The sequence below is a fragment of the Pantoea sp. sgz302252 genome (assembly GCF_042610525.1).
Taxonomy (GTDB): domain Bacteria; phylum Pseudomonadota; class Gammaproteobacteria; order Enterobacterales; family Enterobacteriaceae; genus Erwinia.
Map to the genome: position 1 here is coordinate 310,177 of NZ_JBHDVM010000004.1, position 24,827 is coordinate 335,003.

The window sequence follows — 24,827 nt, forward strand, 5'->3', positions numbered from 1 at the left end:
TTTTTAGCTGGTGGCCCCGACCGCCAGCTCTCTTCCAGCCTTGCCGTAGCCCGCGCTACGGCTTACCAGGTGAGTAAAATGTCAACTAAACCGTTCGTTTATCAGCCCCCTTTTCCGCTGGCCTCTGACGAGACCGAATACTATTTACTAAGCCGCGAGCATGTTTCTGTTAGCGAATTTGAAGGCCAGCAGGTGTTAAAAGTTGAGCCGCAGGCGCTGACGCTGCTGGCGCAGCAGGCGTTTCACGACGCGGCCTTTATGCTGCGCCCGGCGCACCAGCGCCAGGTTGCCGCCATTCTGGACGACCCGCAGGCCAGCGAGAACGACAAATATGTCGCGCTACAGTTTTTAAGGAATTCAGAGATTGCGGCAAAAGGCGTGCTGCCGACCTGCCAGGATACCGGCACCGCCATTATTATGGGCAAAAAAGGCCAGCGAGTCTGGACAGGCGGCGGCGATGAGGCGGCGCTATCGCTGGGCGTCTATAACACCTATAGCCAGGATAACCTGCGCTATTCGCAAAATGTCGCGCTGGATATGTACCAAGAGATCAATACCGGCACTAATTTGCCCGCGCAGATTGACCTTTATAGCGTGGACGGCGACGAGTACAAATTCCTGTGCATGGCCAAAGGCGGCGGCTCCGCCAATAAAACTTATCTCTGGCAGGAAACGCGCGCGCTGCTCAACCCCGGCAAGTTAGAAGCCTGGCTGACGGAAAAAATGCGCACGCTGGGTACAGCAGCCTGCCCGCCTTACCATATCGCTTTTGTGATTGGTGGCACCTCGGCTGAAAGCACGCTGAAAACGGTCAAGCTGGCCTCGACCCACTATTATGACGGCCTGCCGTTTGAGGGCAACGAGCATGGCCAGGCGTTCCGCGATCGCGAGCTGGAGCAGGCGCTGCTGGCGGCGGCACAGAAGCTGGGGCTGGGCGCGCAGTTTGGCGGCAAATATTTCGCCCATGATATCCGCGTAATCCGCCTGCCGCGCCACGGCGCTTCCTGCCCGGTCGGCATGGGCGTCTCCTGCTCCGCCGACCGCAATATCAAGGCGAAGATTAACCGCGACGGCATCTGGATAGAGAAGCTGGAGGATAACCCGGGCCGCTATATCCCGGCGGAGCTGCGCCAGCAGGGCGAAGGCGAAACGCATCGCGTGGATCTGAACCGGCCAATGGAAGAGGTGCTGGCGCAGCTGTCGCGCTATCCGGTTTCCACCCGGCTGTCGCTGAGCGGCACCATTATCGTGGCGCGCGATATTGCCCATGCGAAATTCGCCGAGCGGCTGGAGAGAGGCGAAGGCCTGCCGCAGTACTTAAAGGATCATCCGGTCTATTACGCCGGCCCGGCCAAAACGCCAGAGGGCTACGCTTCCGGCTCGCTTGGCCCTACCACAGCTGGCAGGATGGATTCCTACGTCGATCGGCTACAGGCCAACGGCGGCAGCCTGATTATGCTGGCGAAAGGCAACCGCAGCCAGCAGGTGACGGACGCCTGCCACAAATATGGCGGCTTCTACCTGGGCAGCATCGGTGGCCCGGCGGCGGTGCTGGCGCAGCAAAGTATTAAGAGTCTGGCGTGTATGGAGTACCCGGAATTGGGTATGGAGGCAGTGTGGAAAATCGAAGTGGAAGATTTCCCGGCCTTTATCCTGGTCGACGATAAAGGCAACGATTTCTTTGCGCAGATCGCGCAGAACCAGTGCGGGAAGTGTGGGAAATAGCGGCATCAGCCCCTTGTAGAGCAAGGGGCTTAAAGAGCAGCGGGGCCAACGTACGCTACCAGCGATAGTCGCCCTGCTCATCGGTTTTCCTCCGATAATAATTCTCCCGGAAGCGCTGATAGCGCCCCAGACCAATAGTGATGATTTCATTGTCATCTTCTGCTTTACCTTGTCGCCGCAAGACAGCGGTGCGTCCCAGCATTACACCAGCCCGGCAGGAAAGCGAAGCGTTCGGCAGCAGCGATCGCGCCAGGCTCAGTGTCATACGCACGTGCAGACGAGCGCCTAACCAGACATGCAGTAGCGCCAACAAATCGCTATGCAGTTGACCGCCGGGCAGCCAGGCTTTCGCCTCATCAACATTTGTCGTACTCAGCCGGAGCAGGATCTGGCTGTTCACGTCAGTGGCGAAGCTGCCCATAACCGGACGACTCGCCAGATTAGTGAGACGTTTCGCCGATATCGGCAGGCGGCCCGCCAGGGCAATGCGTAGCGGGTCATGTGGCACAACTTCCGCCACAGTGTCTGGCGCCAGCAGGCGAACCAGCGCCACCAGCCCTTCGGCTGGCCTGCCCGGCAGTCGCATCAGGCCGCTTAGCGCCAGAAAGCGAGACGCGGGTGTCGCGACATTTTCCAGACATCCCCGGACGCCCAGTCCGGCAAGACTAAGCAGATAACGCGAGAGAGTATCGGTGCCGCCTGGTTGAAAAGTGGCGGGCCAGTTATATTTTCGCCAGATGCGGTAAAACTGGCTAATCATGCGATGATTGAATATATCCAGAAAACCACTGACCGCTTCATAGCCTTCCCGGCCGCAGGCAATGTCGTCGATGTAAGCTGTCGGCAGAGGCGACTCAATGCCATAGAGGCCCATAAAAGTAACGCTTACCGTTGGTGGCAGCGTTGACTCCTCCGGTTGTTCCGCGCTTTTTAGTTCGGCGACGGGGAATCCCATACCAGGATGTGGTCGAAAGCGTATTGGCTCGTCCTGCAGTCGCCAGTCGCTGCCGGGTACCGGCCGTTCGGGCTGGATCTGCTCCAGCAATTGGCAAAAACGGTAAAAATTGGTTTGCGGGAGTTTTTTTCCTAACCGGGCGATTAGCCTGGCAGACGCTGACTGTGATTCTCTTTCCATCGAATGCATTTTCCTTCGGGCTGGACGATAAGCGTAAGCTGATTGAAAAGATGGATATCGGCATAGAGCGCGAAAAAGCGGTTAAGCAATTCGCCAAAGAGGTGCACGTCCCCTTCACCACAGAACCCCTTGCTGTCCAACGTGATTTCTATTTCCAGGCCGCGCAATAAATAACCTTTCTCAAAGCGTTGGATCTGGTGCTGACTCACGTCGCGAATGGCGTCCAGCCTTCGGTTATTCAACTCGTCTTCTCGCCAGTTATAAAGTTCCAACACGCTTCGCAGTACTTCTGCGCTACTCATCATATTCATAAAACTGCTGCCCAGATGACTCAGTACGCGCCAGTGAAAGCGGTCCTCGACTGGTGGATAAATCGGTAACGTCGGCTTACACAGGTTACGCACCCGCAGCGGCGTTTGCAGCCGCTGCTCGCAGCGATCTAAAACCGTGCTTTGCAGAGCGCGAGCCGGTAACTGGCCATTGGTGCCGGTTACGCGTAGCGAAATCGTCTCTTCCTGCAGCTGAAGATCTGTTTCCCATTTTTCGCCGCCCAGGATTAGCCAGGTATCGTGCAGTCCGTTGACGCCACGGCGTACCCGTGTATGGAAATAGCGCTCGGGCGCATGACGACGCACCATGCCGCCCTTATGGCGAAAACTGGAGAAAGGCGCCCATTGCGTTTCGCTGCCGTTTTGCGAGCCGCTCACGGCGTCTACAGACCAGATTTCGGTGTAACCATCCTGCAGACGGCGTGGACGCAGTAGATATTCGCTCTCCAGGCCGTTAATAGTTAGCGGATCGGCCTCAAGCGGAAATAGATTGATTACCGGTACACAGTGCAGCCGTAGCGCGTTGGCGGGGACAGGCAAATCATGCGGCCATAGCTGGCTGAGAACAACTTCCAGATCGAAAGTTGTAGTCCCGACGGGAAAAGCAATCTGCTCCAGGCCGTTAAGCTGTAAGAACAGGAATTTTTCGCGAAAGGTGAAGTATTCCAGCAGCAGCTGCCAGCCGCTAAAAGCGCCCTCGCTTTGCGGCCAGAGGTTATCCTCCGGTGCAAAACCGCCCGGCGAAAACCAGCTTTCCACCAGTATACGCTCCGTTTGCTGTGGCAAACGCAGGTAAACAGCGGCGGCCCGGCGCGTCAGCATCAGGTGGAGCAGGCTGCTGACTGGCGCTTCGGCGGCCAGCCAGAGGCGAAGTTGGCGCAGATCGAGCTGTGTCCAGTCAGTTTGCGGACTGCTGGTGAAACGAAGCCGCAGCAGCGAGCGACCGTTCGGCTCTGTTTCCAGCCTGGTGGTTACGGGCCGTAGCGGATTAAGGACAATGTCGCGGGTAGTACGATAATGACAAACCGTCTCGGCCGGGCCGAGCGGTTGCGAAAAAACACCCAGTCCGGCTGGCACTGTTTCTGCAATCTTCATTGCTGCAACATCAGGCAGCAGCTCCACCACGGAAAGCGACGGGATAGTTTTCAGGTAGTGCGGCCATAATTGCGCCATCAAGCCTTCAGTGAATTCTGGCAGATCGTCATCAATTTTTTCGCGCAGGCGGCCCATAGAAAAAGCGAAGCCCTCGAACAGACGCTCGACGAAAGGGTCCGGCGTGCCGACTTTATCCAGATCAAGCATTGCCGCCCGGTCGGGGTGCGCTCGGGCAAACTCCTGCGCCGCCTCACGCAGATAACGCATTTCAGCATCAAAATATTTTAAGGTAAGATCGTCCATGTTTTCCTCAGTATGACGGGTCCAGAATGAAAGAATTCATCGCAGAGGTAGCCACTTCCGCTTCGTCTCCGGTCAGGAAAATTTGCGTTGGCAGCCTAAAATTGCGCAGTTTCAACAGTGCAAGCGGCCCTTCTCCTGACTCGGTACGCAGCGTGTAGTTCAAAGCCAGCCCATCTGATGTTTGCCAGCGCAACTGCCAGCTATTGCTGATGCCCGCATAGGGCGTTATCGTCGCGCTATCCAGCAGCCGGATCCAGCCCCAGGCGCCCCTGTGATCGGCATATTGGCGCATGCCTGTGCGGGTACTGATCCAGCTCAGCGAAGCCCCCGGCGCTTCCGTATCGCCCGGCCAGGCGAATCGATGCCATTCCGGTCTTTGATTGACATAAAACAGTCTGCGCCCGTCCACCGTTAGCCGTGTTTCCATCACGCCCGCCGCTGTGCCTGGCCGCAGATCGAAATGCAGTCCGGCTTCGCCCGTAGTGAAAACATCATCCGCCAACCCGACAAGCAGGTTGACCGCTCGCAAAAAAACAGGATCGAATCGAAGGCCCTGGGCGTTCACCGCGTCCGGCACCCAATGGCTACCTTCCTGATGCAATACGCCGTTGAGCTGCGACTGTAAAAAGCGCGCAATACGGCCATCGTTAGCATTAAGATACTGCGCCAGCAGCGGCAACGAGGCGTCGCTGCTGGCGGATTTGAACGGATAGCGGCTGCCGAAATTACGCTGCCAGTCGTTGACAATATGGGTGCGCCACTGTTCATTCAGGCTTCTTGCCGCTGGTTGCAACACTTTTTGCCACGCCTGCTCCACTGGTTGGACAAAAACTGTTTGTCCAAAACCGCTCCATTCCTGACCCAGGCTCGCCGCTACCAGGCTGCCGTAATCGCGGGTAGCGGTTAAATCTACCGATTTGCCCTGAAAAACGGTACGTGCCAGCTTCTGCATCATCGCCTGGGGATCGGCGCCGCCCGTCGCTTGCTGTAGACGCAGCCGTAGTTGGATGACGCGAGTCAGATAGGCGTTCAGGCTAAGGCCGGTACTGCCACGCTCACCCTGCCGATCGGTCAGCGCCAGAAGTGGGCCAAAAGTGGTATTCAGCGGCCCATTGCTTTCCGTGGTACCGGCGTCAATCAGCGGTTTACCTTCAGAGTTAAATAATTCTTTAGCGGATCGTACCAGCGAATTAGAAAGCGCCTGCTGCTGTTGGCCTGTCCGGCCCTGCACGCCCAGCGTATTGATCAGCGCCACCAGCGGTGACTGGCGCACATCAGCCATCAATGTCAGTTGATCGATAGTTTCGGTCAGCGTTGTGGTTTTTTGCAGGTTCAGGCTATTAAGGAAATTCAGCCAGCTGGCAGCGAAGTCAGTAAAATAGCGCGCTGTTAACCGCTCTTTGATCTCTTCCGCGCTGGTTTGCTCCTTTTGCTGCTGACGTCCCTCATTTAAAACCCAGTCAGACTCCTCTCGCCGCTCACGGGAAATTTTCTCAATTGCGGGCGCGACCGTTTCTTCCCATGCGCGGCGCGTAAACATGCCCGGCACGACCCGTTCCGTAGAAAAAAGCGCGCTGGCATCCGTTTCGCCAGTCATATCCTGAAGCTGCAGATCGGGATACTGACGTACCACCTGCGCCAGCAGCTTCTGGTAGAGAGAAAGTTCACTATTACGCAGGCCGCTTTCGTGCAGCAGCAGCGTCCGTACATCAGCAAGCAGCGCTTTATCCTCCGCCAGCCGCCATTCCGGATGTTGCGGCAGGTTCTGAGCATAAAACCGCAGCATTTTGGGACCATTCCCCTGCCAGAAGCCGTTACTTACTTCCTTCCGATGCGGCCAGTTTTTCATCAGCGTGATAGTAAAATATTCCGGCTCCATACGAACTGGCTGGCTGAGCATCAGCAGCAGACGCAGTTGATCGTATGCCGGACTGATGAGCGCCGCACGCTGTGGACTATCTGGCGATAGCGAGATCAATGTGGTGAGCTGCTGCCTGAGCCGTGCCGCCGCCGCATTGCGCAGCAGCAACATCGCGCTCTGCCCGTAGCGAGGCCATAACTCGCTCGCTAACCGATCATTCTGGTTTAACCCGAAACGGTAGTACCACGGCACACCATGTTGCGAACGATAATCTAACTTCGCCACTGTTTGCTGTAGAGCTAACAGGTCATGCAGCTGCTGCTGAACGCTGCGAACTTGCGGCTGCGTGTTTCCAGGCGTTCTCTGCTGCTTTTCGCTAGCCTTGCGCCAGATCTCTTCGGCCTGTCGTGTCTGCAGCAGCGCATGATGGATAAGGTTACGATTAAGGAACCACGACATCGCCATGCCCAAACCCCATAGCAGCAGTAGCGAAGCGGCAAAAGGTTTTAGCATCTTTTCCCATACTGAACTATTGCGCCTGGCCTGTAGACCAGGGGGTAACGCAGTAATGAAGTCGTTGAGCAGAGCAAAGGAAGCCGGAGAAGCAGCGGCAGGTGAATAAGCGCTAAAGATGAGACCCGCTAACGGCCGATTTGAGGCAGCTAAAGCTTCGAGCGGCCTGGTAATACTTTGCGGCATCGTTCTGAGCTGAACAGCCAGCGACAGAAGAAAATGATTAGCTCTGTTTTTACCTGCAAGCTGCGCCCCCTGAACGGCCAGCGCAGGTGCCAGCGAAGTAAGGCAAGGCAGAGGGTCGGCATCGGCTATATAGCAGCCCGCCTGAGGCGCAGGAACTTTGCCGTTATCGTACAACGACCAGACAAAAAGCGGCAGCCTGGTGTTTAGGGTATCCGCCATCCTCTGCAAAAGGTCTGAATTGGCTTTCAGTTCTTGGGCAGAGAGGCGTTTATCACCGTCCAGGCTGTGCAAAGTTTCCGACATTGTCAGCGCTGAAGTAACCCATACCAACGCATCCACCGGGCGTCGTCGTAGTTTGCGAAGGCTTCTTAACCACTCTGTCGCAGTGTTGGCTGGTGCAGCATCACCCCATAACAGCACTGTGCCTGCCTCTTCACGCCAGCGATTTTCAACCAGACCCGGCACCAGCCGTTCGACATCTTCCTGATTGCCTGTCAGCAACAGCAGACGGATTTTGTAAGGCCAGAGCAGGCCGTGGCGGTGGCGAAGATGACGCTGAAGCGTTTTAAACTTTTCATCGCCAACATCGGCGAGATGCTTAGCAGAGGGTGATTCTGCAACTTGTAGAACCGTTTCAGGTTGAAAAATAGCCTGCTGCTTTTTTATTTTCCACCCTGACCAGAATCGGACAAGGATTGCGCTCACCAACAAAACCAGAAACACGTTGCCCCAAATAATCCAGGCTGGTTTAATAGTTTGCTCTTTTGTAACGGGACTGCCCTGAAAAAAATATAATATAAACGCGCTTAAAGCCGCCAACGCCAATATCAGGATGATATAACCGGTAATGCTATAACGAACTTGTGGTATCTTGACATTCCCTGTCATAAGAGTAACTCCGGTGTAATCAGGCAAAGTAAATAGCTACCGACTTTATCTTTAGTGATAAATAACTGTGGCTTCCTGGTTTGTGATGCGACGTCCGAGATCAAGCTAACAGCTACAGGAAAATTTAAGGGACCAGGAGGGCCAAAAGAATGGTCGAGCGAGCGAAAGGGGAACGCCTCAAAGAGTTCCCATTGCTCGGATACAGCATATCCTGAAAGACGGCTTATATCTTCTTTTTTTAAGTTTGAATACCATATGAACTGCAATGCATTTTTGGCAATTTCATTATAGTCAAAAAGCATTTTTAACGCCTTCTCAAGGCTAACGTTTGATAAAACACGACCTATGCCAGCCTGGACTTTGTAACCTGGATGGTCGATACCAGGTTCTGACATCAGCAGTTGAGCGGTCACAAACTCGCTGTATTGTACGCTGTGTTCTTTTTGCCAGCACTGCAGACATAATAGTAACGTTAGATTTTTTCCTTGCTCACTATAATCCGGATAAAACCTTTCGACGGTATCTGCATACTCTGGCGTGATGCCCCAAAAATGAGCTATATCGTAACCGGCAAGATGATATTTTGAGCCTACGTTTGAAATTACCCTTACTTTTTTTAGTTGCTTTTTATATCCTGGACATTGCTTTTCACATAAATTATCAATACAGGCGAGTAGTTGATATGGCGTTTCAAAAGAAGAATGTAATGGCCTGGCTTTTTCAGGCCATGCAGGTATTTCGCCAGGCTCTTTCAGCAATGCGCACATTCCCTTTTCTTCAGGAGTAAAAATGACATTGGCAACGACAGTCAGCTGCTTTTTGCTCCATTTCTGCCATTGGATTTTGATCTGCTTACTTTGCTGATTCCATAAAGCTGCCTCGTTTTTAACATGGCTGTATCGACTATAGTAAAAAGCAAAAAAACAGAACCAAAGTAAAACGGCCGGAAGAATGCCTTTTATAAGAATTTGAGTATAATTGACTGCTCCAGTAACAAACAAAGAAACAGTTCCTCCTATAAACACAAAAGCCAGCAGAATAGCCAACCAAAATTTATAATCTGGCTTTACAGGCATCTTTTTTTCAGGGATTTCAGGAATGGGCCAGGACATAATTATGACTCTATGCTGTTTTCAGGTGAGGAACTTTTTACTTTACAACCGCATTCGCACAGACAGTTATCTACCACTATGGGCACGCCGTTATCCATGGCTGTTGCATCCCCCTCAATAATCCTGTTGACACCATGAAAAGGACAGGAAACAAGGTCATTTACCAGAGCGACCTGTATTCCTTCTATAAAAAGTGTAGAGGAGGCGGTAATTACTTTTCCTCCATGTGTATTACTGTCGCCAAGCAGAACCAATGCAGGCATAATATTTCCTCCTTATTGGTATCTTTTGTTGCTTCCATTCGGCTTTCACAAAGATACCTGTAAAATAATTTTAAGTGCCTTTTTCTTCTTTAAGCAAGTTAAATCTATTAAAGACATCCAATTGGAAATTATAAATCACCTTTTTAGCAAAATTTAAGCAATATTACTTAAGGTAGTTTATCGTTTCGGTTATATGCTGCCATAGGGCAACCAGCTCCGCTTCGCTCAGAATATTTTCTCTGTCTCTTTCCTGCGTGGTGTAGCGTAGCGTCATTCTTAACGGCAAGCTGTTATCCGCTTTATCCTGATGAATATATACTTTAAAGGCATATTCACTCCCGGAACTGCCGGGAGTATTGATGACCCGCCTGATCAGCCATTCGGAAGCTTCCAGACCATTGATCTGGCGTTTGCCCTTATAGATTGTGCTGCCGCCTGACATTTCCATAACCCGTGGATCTGTCTCCAGCAGCGGCAGGCCTGTATACTCACTGTTATCGGTACTCAGTATTACTTTTATTTCATTACTGTTTTGATATTTATATGAAAGCTCATATCCGCCCAGCAGCGCCGGGTCGATTTGCGCATACTTTAGCGCCAGCCTGCCTTTTTCCGGTGGCTCACTGTCTTTTCTGGGCTGTAAGGCCTTTAGTAAGGTCAGTAACTGTGCTTTTTTTTCGGGCACGTTGTAACCCAAAGTGTTTCCCCAAACTTTTCTGTCTTTGTCGTATTTTTTGTCCCGTCCGTCTTTAGCGTTAACTTTTACTGAAAACAAGGTATCATCCTGCCATTTATAGCCATCAAGTAATCGGAAGACATCTTCGCGAAGTCCATCTGTATGTTCAAATATTATACCTTTCATCCCTATAGGAAGTGGATGTATTTTTTTTAAAAAAGGTACATCTTCTCGTCGTAACACATTTTCATTCTTTAGCTTTTCCTCATAGCTAATAAGGAAACTTTCAAAAGCAGGTAAATACTTTTTATCAATTTCTATTTTATTATTGTCTGAATCATGAGTTAGCATATGCATACCGGGCATGGGAGTAAAGTCCTCCGGTAACTCGACGGAGTAATAACCCATATATCTTGCCCTGGCATTTTTTGTTAATAAGTCTACCATCTCTGCTTCCTTTTTATTTAAACTATAATCCCTGCCTGTTTTAGCCTGTAACAATACCCCCGACGACCCTAACAGCATCAGAACAACTAACAAGCTGACAGTAACCACCGTTTTTTTGCTTTTAATCTTTCCACGCCATTTCTGCATCATGGTTAACTTCCTGTATTAATATCCGAACGTAAACGCCTGGCTGATTTTGTAACACAGGGCCTCTTCAAACAAAGGCTTTGGTCAGATGTTGTTATAAAAATAGCCGTCATTTTCATTTTTATCTTTTCAGAACAGACGAGCAGGAAAGCAGGTGAACTTCGCGACAGTGAATAAAGCCTGTCAGCACAGCGCTGATATCTTTACCCGTTTACTATTTATAATATTTAATCGTTTCGGTTATATGCTGCCATAGGGCAACCAGCTCCGCCTCGCTCAGAATATCCTCCCGGGCCCTTTGCTGCGTGGTGTAGTTCATTATCAGCGACAACGGTGAGCTGTTGTTCGCTTTGTCCTGGTGAATGTTCAGGGTAAAGCTGTATTCAATCCCGGAACTGCCGATATCGTTATAAACTCTACTAATCAGCCATTCAGAAACTTCCAGGCCATTTACGTTGCGCCTGCCTTTATAAATTGTTTTCCCGCGCGACATTTCCATTACTCTTGGGTCTGTTTCCAGTAACGGAACACCCGTATACTCACTGTTATCCGTACCCAGAACTACTTCTACTCCCCTGCTGTTTATATAGGCATAGGAAAACTCATATCCACCAAGCAGCGCCGGGTCGATTTGCGCATATTTTAGCGCCAGCCTGCCTTTTTCCGGTGGCTCGCTGTCTTTTCTGGGCTGTAAGGACTTTAATAAGGTTAGCAACTGTGCCTTTTTTTCGGGCACGTTATTAATCAGTATATTTCCAAAAAGCCGCCTGTCTTTATCATATTTTTTATCCCTACCATCGGAGGCTTTTATTTTCACTGAAAATAAGGTATCACCCTCCCATTTAAAGCCGTCAAGTAGCCGGAATGCATCTTCCCGACCTTCCTCTATATGCTCAAATATGACACCTTTCATTCCTGCTGATAAGGGATAAATATTTTTTATAAAGGGTAAATCTTCTTTGCTAAGTACACTTTTTTTGTTTAGATCAGCTTCATAATTGGTTAAATAATTCTGAAAGGCAGGATAATATTTTTTATCCGTTTCAATTTCGTTCTGTTTAGTTCCGTGTATAAGCATAAACATTCCGGGCATGGGGGTAAAGTCCTCCGGCAACTCGACGGAATAGTAGCCCATATATCTTGCTCTGCCGTTTTTTGTTAATAAGTCTACCATCTCTGCTTCCTTTTTATTTAAACTATAATCCCTGCCTGTTTTAGCCTGTAACAACACCCCCGACGACCCCAGCAACATCAGAACAACTAACAAGCTGACAGTAACCACCGTTTTTTTGCTTTTAATCTTTCCACGCCATTTCTGCATCATGATTAACCTCCTGCGCAATTTTAATAATGGACCTTAGCGTAAAAGCCTGACTAATTTCGTGACGGTAAGCCGGCTCATGCGCAATATTTAAGCTCAATCTTTCTTTAATAAATTTATCAGGTATTTGCCCGGATCTTACCGGAACAGTACCATCGCCATTTTCACTGGCATCCTGAAGAGTAAAGCACTGACCTATATAGGCAATATTTTTATAGTGGTTTTTAAGCCTTCCCCTGGCCTGATCGCTGGCTCGCCATGCTTTCTCTGACTCTGAAAGATTATCAACCACCGTTCTTTTCTCCATTATCTCTTCTGGCAATAGCCGTCCGTCATCTAAGGCCTTTTTCTTAAGTAATTTTACATCTCCTGTAGCCAGGTTTCCTTTCCAACGGGCCACTTCCTGAGTACGATATGCTTCAGGAATAATATCACCATTAACCTTACCATAAAAAGAGTAGGTGTTAATATGGTATTTATTTAAAATATCCCTATGGAATTTTATTGTATCCTTTATTAAGTTTTGATATATCACCCAGTCATCCTCTATTTGCTTTTTATCCATTTTTTTATTTAGTGGATTCAATAAATTCTCATCCATTAATTTCCACCATACGTCTCTTTTCAGATAAACGTTAGCGTAAGGGTCGTCTTCAACTGGTAAAAAAGTCTTACCATGCCTGTCAGTTATTTTAAGCCAGTCGCTGCCGTATTCAGCCGGAGGGAGAAGCTCCAGCGGACCCGGCGACTGCGAACAGATAGCCGTCATCTCTGCCGCATCACGGCTAAGAATATGTGAAGTAACATAGCCGACCAGGCTTGATTCCGGATTTTCCGTACCGCGTTTTATACGAGTATAGGCAGCAGCCGCGCCGGTAGACGGCATTACGCCATGAATAATGCCATAAACATTTTTTTTACCACGGTTTAGTGCATTACTCTTTTCATCTACCAGACATTCTGAGTAATAGCGGGCAACCAACCCCCCCATAGAATGGGTAATCAAAATGACTTTATGACATTTTATCGATCTGGCTTTATAACCCGCCACAATTTCAGTAATCTTTTGATCTAAACGCTTCGCAGAATCTTTATTAGAACCCAGCCAGTTATAGCCCATGGCATGAACCGGATAATAATATTTTTTTATGACATCCAGATCTTTTTCATTTAAGCTATCTTCATTTCCTTCACAACAGTATTCTGTACCTAAAGGCTGGTTAAGCAGGCTTTTAAACTTTTCGCCTAAGGGTTTATCCCAGTCCGGCTTTTCGTGAAACAACAGGTTTTGCAGCGAATCCAGAAATGTGCCATAGCTGGCGGCCGCTACTTCGCCCCATCCCCGACTTCTTCGGGTGCCAAACAATTTAGTTTCCGGATCATTTTCTTCTAACTGTTTTATTTTTTGATATTTGCCTTCATATTCCATATAATTATAGTTAGTTGATAGTTCTTTTTTTAACCTGTCAACTTCCTTAGCATAAAGATAGGTTGAAACAATATCCCCTCTGTCATCAACCTCAACTTTTTTGGGATCGAGCACATTTTTCCTTTCTACTGCCCCTGAAAAGGGAGTAGCCCAGCCAAGTAGAGACGCATTACTGTCATAACGCCAGACAACTATGTTTTTTTTATCATTAGTCTTTAGGTTACTCCCCATGATACCAGGAATAAAAATCACCGGGATAAAACGATAGTCATTGATCTCAACTCGGGCTATTTTGTTTTCTTCCCTGGGGGCCATAATAATTTTAGCCATGCTATATTTTCTCCTTTTAGTCTTCGCTATGCTGAGCACTGATGATTTCCAGCATGTCTACCGTCATGCTTTTCTGCACGGGCAGATGGCCCCGATCGTCAGTTATCATTTCTTTTATACTGCCATCGGCAAAAGTGACCCTGACCTTTTGCTGCGCGGCCGGTTTTCCGGTTTCCCGACAAAAGACCTGCGGCGTTATGGCAAAATCTGCACTTTCCCAGCTTTGCGCCGCTTCGCTGATACTGCGCCCGCCAAACTTCTGCCATACCGCGCCGCGCTCGATAATTTTGTCCGGTGCTGCACATTCAACCGTGCCGTCTGCGATACGGATATAGCCTCCGCCGCTGGTCAACAGGATTTCTTTCTTCGCACTGATGACGATTTTCCCCTCGCTGCTGCTGATGCGGATATCTTTCAGCGCCGCCAGCCCCATTTCATCTGACTGTGCCTCTATTTCCACCTTACCCTTGCCCGCAAACAGCTTTATTCCTGCCTTCTGGGCATACAGGCTTATCCGCTCGCCCGCTGCCATCGTCACCTTCTTCAGAATGCTGAAGTTCGCGTTTTTACCGCTTGTGACCGTCACGTTCTCTCCCGCCGATAGCTGTACGCTCTTCGGCGTTACCTGCGCGATCCCCGCCGGTGCAGTCAGTAGCAGCGCCGCTTGTTTCAGCTCCTTCAGGCTTTCCTCCAACAGCGCCTGCTGCGTTGCAATATCTGCCAGCTCTGCCCGCGCCGCCTTTGCCGCTGCGTTCAACGACTCTGCCAGTCCCTGGGCCTGTTCCAGCTGCGCCACTGCCTCTGCCATCGCCAACATCTCTCCGCCCGCTTGCGGCTGCGGCTGCGCGCTGATTAACACGCCTTTCCCACCACGTATTGCCACATGCGCGTCCGTGCGAAGTTCCGCACCTTCGCCCCGGCGCTGGCGCTCTGCGTTGACATTATGCCCAAGGTTCAACTGCGTTTTGCCGCCATACTCGGTGGCCAGTTTGATATGCTCCTCGCCGCGTTTATCCTCCATACGCAGCTTGTTGTTCGCGGGCGTGCGGATAACGTTGCGCGTATCGTTTTTTTCCGTTACGTGATCCGGGTGCCTCGAGTCATGCAGTGCATGTGCAATATAGGGCCGATCCGGATCGCCGTTGTGGAAGGCTATTGCTACTTCCGTGCCCTGTATTAGTGGAAAGTGAAAGCCGTACAAATCCCCGCCATACGGCTTCGCCAGCCGCACCGGCATGCTCTCCTGACCCGCTGTTCTCTCATCACGATCCGCGTCGAACTTCACCCGGTATAGCCCTGCCGCATCCTGCCAGGCGTACTGGTCGTTTGACCGCGCGCTGGTAACACGCGCCGTCAGCGTGCCGCTCACCACCGGCCGTGGCTTTAGCTCTGGCCGCCACACCCGCGTCTCTGTATTCGGTACCGCATCGAACGCCACCCGCAGCGCCGTCTCACGGCTCGCGCTCAGCGTTGCTGACATCACCGCCAGCGGCCCGCTCAGCGCCACCGGTAGCCCGTCGGACAGCGCGCCCGCCGTCACGGTTATCACCTGGCCCGGCCCCAGCGTCGCATCGCTGCTTTCGCCCTTAACCAGGGTGCGTCTGCACAGCTGCCGCTCATGCGCCAGCCGCGCGTAAAAGTTTCCTGTCTCCGTCTCAGGCGTATATGCGTCTCCCGGCTCATTGTGGCCTGGACCATATAGCCAGACGTCGCCGTAGGTTACCGCCCCGTCCGCGCCCTGCGACACGTCTGCCGCCGCCGACTCCATGCGCAGATGCGCCGCCCGGTGGTTATAGTCGCCAGTGGTTACCGTTGATGCAGCGACGCCGTGTGATACCGTCAGCCCCCAGACCGACTCTACGCCGTTATCGTTGGTGCCGGACGGACTGTTTAACGGCAGCGTTTTGCCATACTCCCACGCGCCCTGACGGTCCGAAAAGTGCACGACCTCCGTGTGCGTCTCCGGATGCAAAGTGAAGAAATAATGGATCCCTACCTCCGCCAGCAGTCGTTCGATAAAGGCCAGATCGCTTTCGTGGTACTGGTTTATCTGCCCGCGAACCGGATAGCTCTCCTTCAGGTGAAAATCGTATTCCCAGCCTTTTAGTCCGTGCTCCGTCAATATCTGTTCCACTACCTCTGGCACCGTCCTGCCGACAAAGAAGCGGTGGCTGCGTATCTGGCGCGACAGCAGCGCCAAAAACGGCTCGAGAATGATTTCATAGCGGGTCTGGTCGGCCGAGCCGGAGAGGCGCTGAAAGCCGGTGACCACGCCATGCACGATTCGCAATGTCTCCGGCAGCGGCATGCCCGGTACCGTCTGCGGCAGCGCGCGCAGTGTTAGTGTCGCGTTCTGGCGCAGCACCTGCGTCATCGGGATATCGGAGTCGGGGCTGGTAAAGCAGATTTGATAGCGGTAGAGGCGGCTCAGCCCCTCGCTACCGGTGAAATTTTCTACGTCCAGGACGGCGTCGCAGCCCGTAATGGCCAGCAGGTAGCGGTTCATGGACAAGGCTGAAATCATAGTTTGCAGATTATTATTCTTCATAAGGCGGATCCTTCGCTTTTAAATACCATCAGTATTTCGACATACTTTCAGCATGCAGCCGTTTTCTGCGCGTAGCTAAGTTTCAGATGCCACAGCAGGAATGGCTTAATGCTCCCTCTGATTTTTTCTCTTATTCAGGCACGCTACCGCCCCTGGCAATAACCCCATGCCCATCAGGTTGTTAAGCCGCTTTATTCCGCCATCGTTTTTCTAAAGCCGCATGAAAACGATCGGTGGAAACCTATTAAGTCCCGCATCGGCGGCTGCGCTTTCATTCCGAAAATCGGAAAGAATGAGGTTGTCAACGGTGGGTTCCGATAACTTTTTCGTAGTGCAACGCTATCTCTTTTAGATAAAAAGGCGTTACCTGTTCACCTCCCTGCCTGCAGCAGCATTTGCTGCAATGATGAAGAGAGCAGCAACCAGGCACCAATCAGCAACGCGACGCCACCCAGCCACCAGAGCCAATACCAGCGTCCTCTTATGCGTACTTTTCCTGACCTGGCTATAAGTGACAGATCCTGCATTGGCGACAAGGTTTCTACCTGTTGGCGCAGCCGCTGCACAATATCCTCGCGGCGTTCATCGTCTCTGGCGCGGTAACGGCCGCCAAAGCCCAGTTGCAATACTCGGTAAAAACAGGTCAGGGTGTAGGGATCCGGCGCGGTCTGCTGTAGCTCATTGCGGATTCGCTCCCATAAATCTTCGCCGGCCTGCATGGTGTTAAAATATTTTGCCTGTAGCGGATTAATTAACCAGAACCGGTAGCCATCATCCCGCAGTGGCCGATCCAGCACGCTTTCATCCAGCAGGGCACAGACGGCATAGATCATCTGTTCCCGGCTGTTGGCGCTAATACCGGCTTTGGTAAGCTGATGGTGCCAGCTTTCAACCCAGCCGCAGGCGTGCCGGTAAAACGCCTGACCATCGGTCACTTCCTGTTCGCTACGTAGCTTGCAGACCGCCAGCCAGGCAGACGAAAAGAGCATGTCAACTAAGGTAGTAGCGTTTTCTTTCATGAATGAAGCACCGCATAAAATTCCAGGCTAATTTCGCCCAGAGAGGAAGGAACGTAAAAAGCGCAGTGACCCGTTTCCAGCATCTCGTCTGCCGCAGAATTGTGCAGCTCCAGTGCGAAATAGTGGTTTTCAAGCCGCCAGGGAACTGCAGCCGGAACGTGGGAAAGCGCTTTAATCGGTATGCCTTGCAATGCCGCGTTGACTACCGTATTAACCTGCTGGGGACTGCCCGCTTTGCACAGCAGCGGAAATTGCGTCAGTAGCCTGTGGCCGGGCAGCGAAGAGCGAACCGAGAGATAGAAATCGACCTCCTCTCGCAGACGTGAGTCAAGAAGATCGCCCTGCCAGAATTGCCCTTGTTTAATCAGTTCGATTCTCACTACGCGCGAAGGCAGGCTGTTCTCCAGCAGCTCGTCCAGCAATTTGAACATCGGCGGGAAAGCGTTTTGCGGGCGATTATGCTGCCAGGCGGGAATAGCATCCGTCTGATGCTCCAGCGAAAATGTCATTAGCCCACCCGCCAGCCGCGCCAGCTCTCGCCAGAGCAGCTCCGGATGACGCGAAGGTGAAGCATGAAGCTCTCTGAGAACCGGCTCGGCGCTGTTAAGCGCATGCAGCAGCCAGAACAAAGAAACATCTGCGACGGCAAAATCTGCCATACGTTCGTTGCTTTCGCGTCGCATAGCCATTAGCCGACGCTGCCGGGCCTGGAGCCGATGCAAAAGTTCACTTAGTAATGCCATCAGGGCAGGGCTGGCGGAAAGGGCCAGCAGTGGCGGCATAAAAGTATCATCCACCACCCATTCGCCTTGTTCATCACGTACTAATTGCAGGAGCGGGCAAGTCAACCAGGCGCTGTTTTCCTGATGAGCGAAGCGTAGCGTTAGCGAATGCCGCATCACGGCCAGTTCAGTGCGCTCGTCGCCCACCAAATCCTGCACGACGACCCATTCCTGCTGCCAGCGGCGTGGTCTTTCAGTAACGCGCCCATCTTGTAGATTGCCACCGCTGGCGGAAAGGAGCGGTAGCGCCAACACGACCTCTACGCTTTGCCGATCATCCATGTCGCTTAGTTCACAGGCAGGCGGCAGGTTATCGCTGAGAGCGGTATCGATAAGAGTGCCGTCTGGAAAGCGAACTGCAAGGCTGGTAGCTTTAAGTTGAGAAAGCGACAGCGCGTTCAGGTCAAATTCAGCCCGGATCACGCCCCACGGCTGCGCGATCGCCATTTCAGCCAGAATTTCGGTAACCCAGCCATCCCAGCGAGCCTGTTGCTGAAACTGTTGGGGAGCCAGAAAGGATCCTTCACTCCATAATGGACGATAAATTTTCATCCCTGCTTATTCCTTTGTGATTTAACTGATGGCATTTGCAAAACCAACAACAGAGTGATGATCATGTTTTTATGCCCCATTCATTTTATGGGGGGCCACTTGTCGGTACGCTTTGTGAAAAATGGCTTAAGCACTTATCCACTATAAAAAGACCATTATTTGACAAAAAACGCCAAAAATAGCCGCTGCACCAGACAATCTGTGAAAACCCTCTGACCCGCCCATCATTCTTTTGATAACAGCCTTCGATAATAAATTTCTCCTTATAAATCGCAGGCCGAATTTTATCAATTACTAAGACACGGAAAATAACCCCACTTAGCAATAATAATGACCCGGCGGTAATCTTTTAATAATTAAAAAAGTAAACATAATGTTATTTTCTTGGTTTTCCCGTACTGCCCTCCTCCGCCTGTAAAATAAGGGCGTAACGCGCCAGCAGCTGCTTTAGCCGGTACTCCGTTTTGCCGCGTAATACCGGGGAAGTTTTATCCGACTCAAGCTGGCGCAGTAGCTCTTCGACCGGCTGCATCGCCTCCAGCGGCTGGCGGATGGTGACCAGCTGCGCTTCGACCTCGGCATAGGAGAGACAGCCCGTACGCTGTTCCACAGGCTTAGCGATTTGCGTAAACAGCTTTTGCAGCCTCAGGCGTGCGGTATGCCAAAGCGCCAGCTGTTCTGTGGGTAACGCAACGGCGGCGATGGCTTTCTGCCATTCCTGATCCTGGCGGGTCAGCTCCGGTGAAAGCTGCTGCGCCAGCAGAGCGATGCGCTGTGCGCCGGAAATTTCAGGCTGCGCCAGCTGAAAAGCCCAGAACCCCAGGCTGTATAGCAGCAAGGCCACCAGCATGCCGGCAAAGAAACCCCGGCTACGCTCCCAAAAACCAAAGCTAACATTAAGCGCTGTGGAGGATGTCAGGTCTCTGGGCACGTAGATAAGCGGCGTGAACTCGTCGCCGCTGCGGCTGGCGCACCGCGCCATCGCGGCGATGCTCAGCGTGCTCTGGCTGGCTGGCGGCTGGCTTTGCGGCTCGCCAAGCTGCGCGATCAGCTGCTCAAGCTGGATCGCCAGCCGGTCGAGCTGGCTCAGGTGCTTTTGCGCCAGCGTCTCCAGCGTTTTGACGTTTTGCTCCAGCTGCGCCTGCAGGCGGTACAACAGCTCAAGCTCTTCGGCCTGCGGGCGGGCTTCATTAAGCCATTGCTGCATACCGGTGCTGAGCCAGGTCAGGATCGCCAGACGGGCGGAAAGCTGCTGCGGCCAGAGCGTAGGCCACTGATGTTTAACCATGGCGGTAACTATCTCGAACCCCTCGCACAGCCCAGGCAACCCCGCATTGTGCGCTCTTGCCAGGCTATACCAGGCCACGCTCTGGAGATCCATGCCGTTAGCGCGGAAAAGGGCTATCGCCAGTATTTCCACGCGCGGCCAGTTGGGGCCGGCCTCGCCAGCCATCATAGCGATTTCCTGGCGCAGCGCGCCGAATTCGGCCAGCGCGCGAGGATCGCCGCCGGTATGTAAGATATTATCGCCGGGTGTTGTCATGCCGAAGTTCCCTTAAAGTCTGATACTGGCTTCCCTGAAGGCGCTTTTGCACACGCTTATTGGACCCGCCGCGAGCCGGGCGAAATAGAGCTGAATAGTTGATTGACCGGATAAACGACGTGTCTTGTTGAAAAGCTCTGAGTAATATATGAATTAACCTGCGAATTTGCAAAGCTATTTACCTGCCGGTTTTTTTATTAAATACGTGGCGCTGCAAGGGTAAAAGCGCTACGGGCATTTCCCCTGCGCTATTCTCAGTAACCTGTTTAAGTAAAAACCTGACGCTTTCAGGAAAATGATTTATTTAAATTCTTGTTGAAATGGCGATGCTGAATCGCTTTATTATGATTTTTCTCTGCTACCCGATATTTCTTCTGTTTAACTGCTGTCAAAAAAAGCCAAAAGTAAAAGCACGATGGCCGGAAAAATGCTCTTTTTTATTCACGCTTTTATTAACGAATCTATTTAAATGTTTCTTGTAAGCCTTGCGCCGCCCCGCACAGCGGCAAAAAGTCCCGTAAGGTCACATTTCCGGCGGTTTTGCCAGGCGCTCTGCTGAATCTCGTCTAAAGTTTGTTTCAGGGTCAATAACTTACAGATACCCGCTTGGGATATGGAGAACGTCTAATGCTGAGAGTTGAAAAACGTCAATGGAAAACCGCGCTGGCGCTGCCGTTGCTGATTGCCGCCCTGACACAGACCGGGTTCGCTGCCGATGAACATGCCAACGCCGCGCCGCAGCCGCCCGACGTAGCACTGGGGCCACTTTTCAAAGCGGTGCAGGCCGCGAAGCTGTTTCCCGATCAGAAAACCTTTGCCGACGCCCTGCCGAAAACCAGCCCCAGCCTGATCCTGGCGGACTGGCAGATGCAGAAAAAGCAGCGCAACTTCGATTTGCGCCGGTTCGTCGACACCAACTTTACCTTGCCCACCAGCGGCCCGGCCTATGTGCCGCCTGCCGGTCAAAGCCTGCGCGCGCATATTGACGGACTCTGGCCGGTCTTAACCCGCAACGCGACGCCGGTTAACCAGTGGGATTCGCTGCTGGCACTGCCTAAACCTTATGTGGTGCCGGGTGGCCGCTTCCAGGAAATTTACTATTGGGACAGCTATTTCACCATGCTCGGCCTGGCGGAGAGCGGCCACTGGGATCGCGTGCAGGATATGGTCGATAACTTCGCCTCGCTGCTGGATAAATATGGCCATATCCCTAACGGTAACCGTAGCTACTATCTCAGCCGCTCGCAGCCGCCTTTCTTTAGCCTGATGGTGGATCTGCTGGCGACGCATAAAGGCGAAGGCGTTTACAGGCAGTATCTGCCTGAGCTACAGAAAGAGTATGACTACTGGATGAGCGATGCCGACACGCTGAAAGCGGGCGAAGCCAGCAAGCGGCTGGTGAAGCTCAAAGATGGCACGCTGCTTAACCGCTATTGGGACGCGCGCAATACGCCGCGTACCGAGTCTTATATGGATGATATTGAAACAGCGGAGAAAGCCAAAGGCCGGGATAAAGGCGAGCTTTACCGCGATCTGCGCGCGGGCGCGGCATCCGGCTGGGACTTTAGTTCGCGCTGGTTCGCGGAACCGAAAGATCTTTCCTCTATCGAAACTACCGCTATTTTGCCGGTGGATTTGAACTCGCTGATGTTCCACCTGGAAAAAACGCTGGCGCATGCGAACAAAGAGGCTGGCCAGGCAGAAGCCAGCGAGCGCTTTGCGCAGCGGGCAGAGCAGCGCCAACAGGCGATCAATCGCTATTTCTGGGATGACAAACAGGGCTGGTACGCCGACTACGACTGGAAAGAAGCCAAAGTGCGCTCGCAGCTGACCGCCGCGACTTTATTCCCGCTCTATCTCAAGGCCGCAACGGAAGATCATGCTAACCGCACGGCGACAGCAGTGCAGTCGCAGCTGGTTAAAGAAGGCGGGCTGGTGACCACCAATGTCAACAACGGCCAGCAGTGGGATGCGCCAAACGGCTGGGCGCCGCTGCAGTGGGCAGCGGTCGAAGGGCTGAACAACTACGGCAAACAGACGCTGGCGAAAGATATCGGCATGCGCTTTTTGAAAAACGTCCAGACTACCTACGACAAAGAGCACAAGCTGGTAGAGAAGTATGTAGTGGAAGGCAGCAATCTGGGTGGCGGCGGTGGCGGTGAGTATCCGTTGCAGGATGGCTTTGGCTGGACCAACGGCGTCACGCTGAAGCTGATGGATCTCTACTGCCCGAAAGGCGTGGAGTGTAATAACGTTGGCGATATAACCAAAGGCCAATAATCTTCATCAGGCGATCCCGGATCGCCTGTTTTCTTTTCCCCTCTGGTTTTCGCCCCCGCTCTTCAATTTGTTAATTATCAGAATAATCACGGATTGTGCGTCGCCCCCGTAAAGATAATAATTATCATTAAGATTATCATAATCATGACATTTCTGTTGTCTGCTAAACACAGACAGCGGCTTTTCGTTTTAGCCTCTGAAAGGAAAAACAAGAATGGTCTTTGCCCGCAAGCGCGGCGCTCTGCTCTGCGCCGCTCTCATCGCTTCGCCTGCCGCCACTTATGCCGAGGATACGCTGGAGGTTACTGCCGCGCCAGCGGAAACCGCGACTACGCCGACTGCAGGCTATAACGCAACAACCAGTCAGGGCGCGATGAAAACCGATCGGCCGCTGGTTTTAACCGCCCAATCCGTTTCCGTTATTACTCGCCAGCAAATGGAGGATCAAGGTGCTTTCGACGTCAACCAGGCGCTGAACTATACCGCAGGTGCCTTTACTAACTTTGCGGGCGCAGCAACGCGCTACGATACAGTTTCACTACGCGGCTTCCACGGCGGCGACGTGGATAACATCTTCCTCGACGGCCTGCGGCTGATGAGCGATCCCGGCAGCTATAATATTTTGCAGGTCGATCCCTGGTTTCTGGAACGTATAGATGTGATCAAAGGCCCTTCTTCGGCGCTTTATGGCCAGACGGTTCCCGGCGGCCTGGTAATGGAAAGTTCAAAGCGGCCGCAGTTCCGCCAGCAAGGTCATTTCCGCGCCATGGTGGGCAATAACAGCAGCAGCGGCGCAGCCTTCGACTATACCGACGCTATTAACGAGCAGTGGGCTTTTCGTCTGACCGGCCTCAGCCGCCACAGCGATACTCAGTACGATCATACGCGCGAAGAGAAATATGCGATCTCCCCTTCCCTGCTTTGGCAGCCGGATGAAGATACCTCGCTACTGCTGCGGGCCTATTTGCAGAAAGATCCCTCTGGTGGCTACCACAGCGCGGTGTCAGGTGACGGCAGCATAACGGAACATAACGGCCGCAAGCTGAGCACCGGCTTTTACGATGGCGACAGCTCGCTGGATCAATTTAAGCGGCGCGAGCAGATCTATAGCTATGAGTTCGCTCATCGCTTTAATGAAACCTGGGCCTTCCGCTCTAACGCCAGCTATGCCCATTCCGATGTCGATCTCGATCAGGTTTATCAGATTGGCTGGGATAGCGATAACCCCGATCGACTCAACCGCTACTATTCCGGCTCCCGTTCGTCGCTGGACGCTTTCGCGCTGGATAATCAGCTGGAGGCGGATTTCAACACGGGCGAGCTGGCGCATAAGGTAGTGCTGGGCGCGGAATATCATCAGTATAAAAACGATTTAAGCGAAGCCAGCGGCTACGCCAGCCAGCTCAACGCGCTGACGGGACAGGCTCTCGGCGCGCAGCCGGACTTTGCTTTTACTCGTTCGCAACGCCGCTACTACCAGACTGGCGCCTATTTGCAGGATGAAATGGTCTGGCAGCAGTGGCATCTGGATCTTTCAGGACGCTATGACCGCATCGTTTCGCAAACGGAAAACTACGCCAAAGCGGATAAACATCGCCGCCAGGACGATCATGTAAGCGGCCGCGCCGCGCTGCTTTATGCTTTCGCCAACGGCGTTTCGCCCTATGTTAGCTACAGCCAGGCTATCACGCCGCAGTCGCTCTCTGATGTAAATGACAATTTACTCCAGCCGACCACCTCGCAACAGTATGAGGCGGGCATAAAATATCAGCCGTCCGGCACATCAGATTTCTATAGCGCCGCACTATACGATCTGACCCAGAAAGATGTAGGTAATCGCGTAGTCAGAGAGTCTTATTATGAACCGGCTGGAAAAGTGCATTCACAGGGTCTTGAGCTGGAAGCCCGCAATCAGTGGACACCGCGCCTGAGCACTCTGGCCAGCTATACGCTCAGTCACGTACGCTATAAAGATGCCGTAGACGGCAACGACGGCCACACGCCTTACGTCACGCCGAATGCGATAGCCTCTTTCTGGGGGAAATATCAGTTTGCCTGGGGTATCAGCGCGGGCGCGGGCGTTCGCTATATTGGCAAACAGTGGGCGGATAACGAAAATACTACGCGACTGCCTTCCGTTACGCTGTTCGATGCCACGCTACGCGCTGATTTGGGAGCATGGAACAATAGTCTGAAAGGGGCTTTCGTGCAGCTCAACGCTAAAAATCTGACCGATCGCCACTATGTCGCTGCCTGTTATGGCACGGGCTACTGTTACTGGGGCGCAGAACGTTCGGTAACGGCCACTGTCGGCTACGATTTCTGACGTTATCAGGCTATAAA

Annotated in this window: 15 protein-coding genes; 3 read left to right on the forward strand and 12 right to left on the reverse strand. The window is 52.3% G+C overall.

The window, feature by feature from the left end; all coding sequences use genetic code 11:
• Positions 1 to 78: 78 nt before the first annotated feature.
• A complete protein-coding gene (gene fumA / locus ACETPC_RS09790) occupies positions 79 to 1,725 on the forward strand; it encodes a class I fumarate hydratase FumA (RefSeq protein ID WP_380180837.1) in 1,647 nt (548 codons plus the stop codon).
• A 55-nt stretch (positions 1,726 to 1,780) separates the two neighbouring features.
• On the opposite strand, the gene tssG is transcribed toward fumA, so the two are convergent.
• From tssG to ACETPC_RS09850, 12 genes are all read right to left on the reverse strand, one after another.
• On the reverse strand, positions 1,781 to 2,869 hold the full coding sequence (gene tssG, locus ACETPC_RS09795; protein WP_380180839.1) for a type VI secretion system baseplate subunit TssG: 1,089 nt from the start codon (positions 2,867 to 2,869) through the stop codon (positions 1,781 to 1,783).
• The gene (gene tssF, locus ACETPC_RS09800) at positions 2,824 to 4,587 is read right to left on the reverse strand and encodes a type VI secretion system baseplate subunit TssF (RefSeq protein WP_380180841.1); all 1,764 of its coding nucleotides are present in this window, start codon (positions 4,585 to 4,587) and stop codon (positions 2,824 to 2,826) included. Before tssF ends, tssG begins: the two co-directional genes overlap by 46 nt.
• Positions 4,588 to 4,594: 7 nt before the next feature.
• The gene (locus ACETPC_RS09805) at positions 4,595 to 7,852 is read right to left on the reverse strand and encodes an ImcF-related family protein (protein ID WP_380180842.1); all 3,258 of its coding nucleotides are present in this window, start codon (positions 7,850 to 7,852) and stop codon (positions 4,595 to 4,597) included.
• A gap of 179 nt (positions 7,853 to 8,031) precedes the next feature.
• On the reverse strand, positions 8,032 to 9,147 hold the full coding sequence (locus ACETPC_RS09810) for a hypothetical protein (protein ID WP_380180844.1): 1,116 nt from the start codon (positions 9,145 to 9,147) through the stop codon (positions 8,032 to 8,034).
• A gap of 2 nt (positions 9,148 to 9,149) precedes the next feature.
• Entirely contained in the window at positions 9,150 to 9,410 is a 261-nt protein-coding gene (locus tag ACETPC_RS09815) for a PAAR domain-containing protein (RefSeq protein ID WP_380180846.1), read from the reverse strand.
• Between the two features lie 163 nt (positions 9,411 to 9,573).
• The gene (locus ACETPC_RS09820) at positions 9,574 to 10,683 is read right to left on the reverse strand and encodes a T6SS immunity protein Tli4 family protein (protein ID WP_380180848.1); all 1,110 of its coding nucleotides are present in this window, start codon (positions 10,681 to 10,683) and stop codon (positions 9,574 to 9,576) included.
• A gap of 211 nt (positions 10,684 to 10,894) precedes the next feature.
• Complete coding sequence (locus tag ACETPC_RS09825; RefSeq protein ID WP_380180850.1) at positions 10,895 to 12,004, reverse strand: T6SS immunity protein Tli4 family protein; 1,110 nt, start codon at positions 12,002 to 12,004, stop codon at positions 10,895 to 10,897.
• Positions 11,976 to 13,760: a hypothetical protein gene (locus ACETPC_RS09830; protein ID WP_380180852.1), complete on the reverse strand. Its 1,785-nt coding sequence runs from the start codon at positions 13,758 to 13,760 to the stop codon at positions 11,976 to 11,978. Before ACETPC_RS09830 ends, ACETPC_RS09825 begins: the two co-directional genes overlap by 29 nt.
• 16 nt (positions 13,761 to 13,776) lie before the next feature.
• A complete protein-coding gene (locus ACETPC_RS09835) occupies positions 13,777 to 16,308 on the reverse strand; it encodes a type VI secretion system Vgr family protein (RefSeq protein ID WP_380180854.1) in 2,532 nt (843 codons plus the stop codon).
• A 371-nt stretch (positions 16,309 to 16,679) separates the two neighbouring features.
• Positions 16,680 to 17,327, reverse strand: coding sequence for a type VI secretion system protein TssL, short form (gene tssL / locus ACETPC_RS09840; protein ID WP_380180856.1), 648 nt, complete (start codon positions 17,325 to 17,327; stop codon positions 16,680 to 16,682).
• Positions 17,324 to 18,661 (reverse strand): type VI secretion system baseplate subunit TssK, encoded by a 1,338-nt coding sequence (gene tssK / locus ACETPC_RS09845; RefSeq protein ID WP_380180858.1) that lies wholly within the window; start codon positions 18,659 to 18,661, stop codon positions 17,324 to 17,326. Before tssK ends, tssL begins: the two co-directional genes overlap by 4 nt.
• A 376-nt stretch (positions 18,662 to 19,037) precedes the next feature.
• A complete protein-coding gene (locus ACETPC_RS09850; RefSeq protein WP_380180860.1) occupies positions 19,038 to 20,204 on the reverse strand; it encodes a type VI secretion system ImpA family N-terminal domain-containing protein in 1,167 nt (388 codons plus the stop codon).
• Between the two features lie 627 nt (positions 20,205 to 20,831).
• Here ACETPC_RS09850 and treA point away from each other — a divergent pair.
• On the forward strand, positions 20,832 to 22,484 hold the full coding sequence (treA, locus tag ACETPC_RS09855; RefSeq protein ID WP_380180862.1) for an alpha,alpha-trehalase TreA: 1,653 nt from the start codon (positions 20,832 to 20,834) through the stop codon (positions 22,482 to 22,484).
• A 214-nt stretch (positions 22,485 to 22,698) separates the two neighbouring features.
• On the forward strand, positions 22,699 to 24,810 hold the full coding sequence (locus tag ACETPC_RS09860; RefSeq protein ID WP_380180864.1) for a TonB-dependent siderophore receptor: 2,112 nt from the start codon (positions 22,699 to 22,701) through the stop codon (positions 24,808 to 24,810).
• Positions 24,811 to 24,827 lie beyond the last annotated feature (17 nt).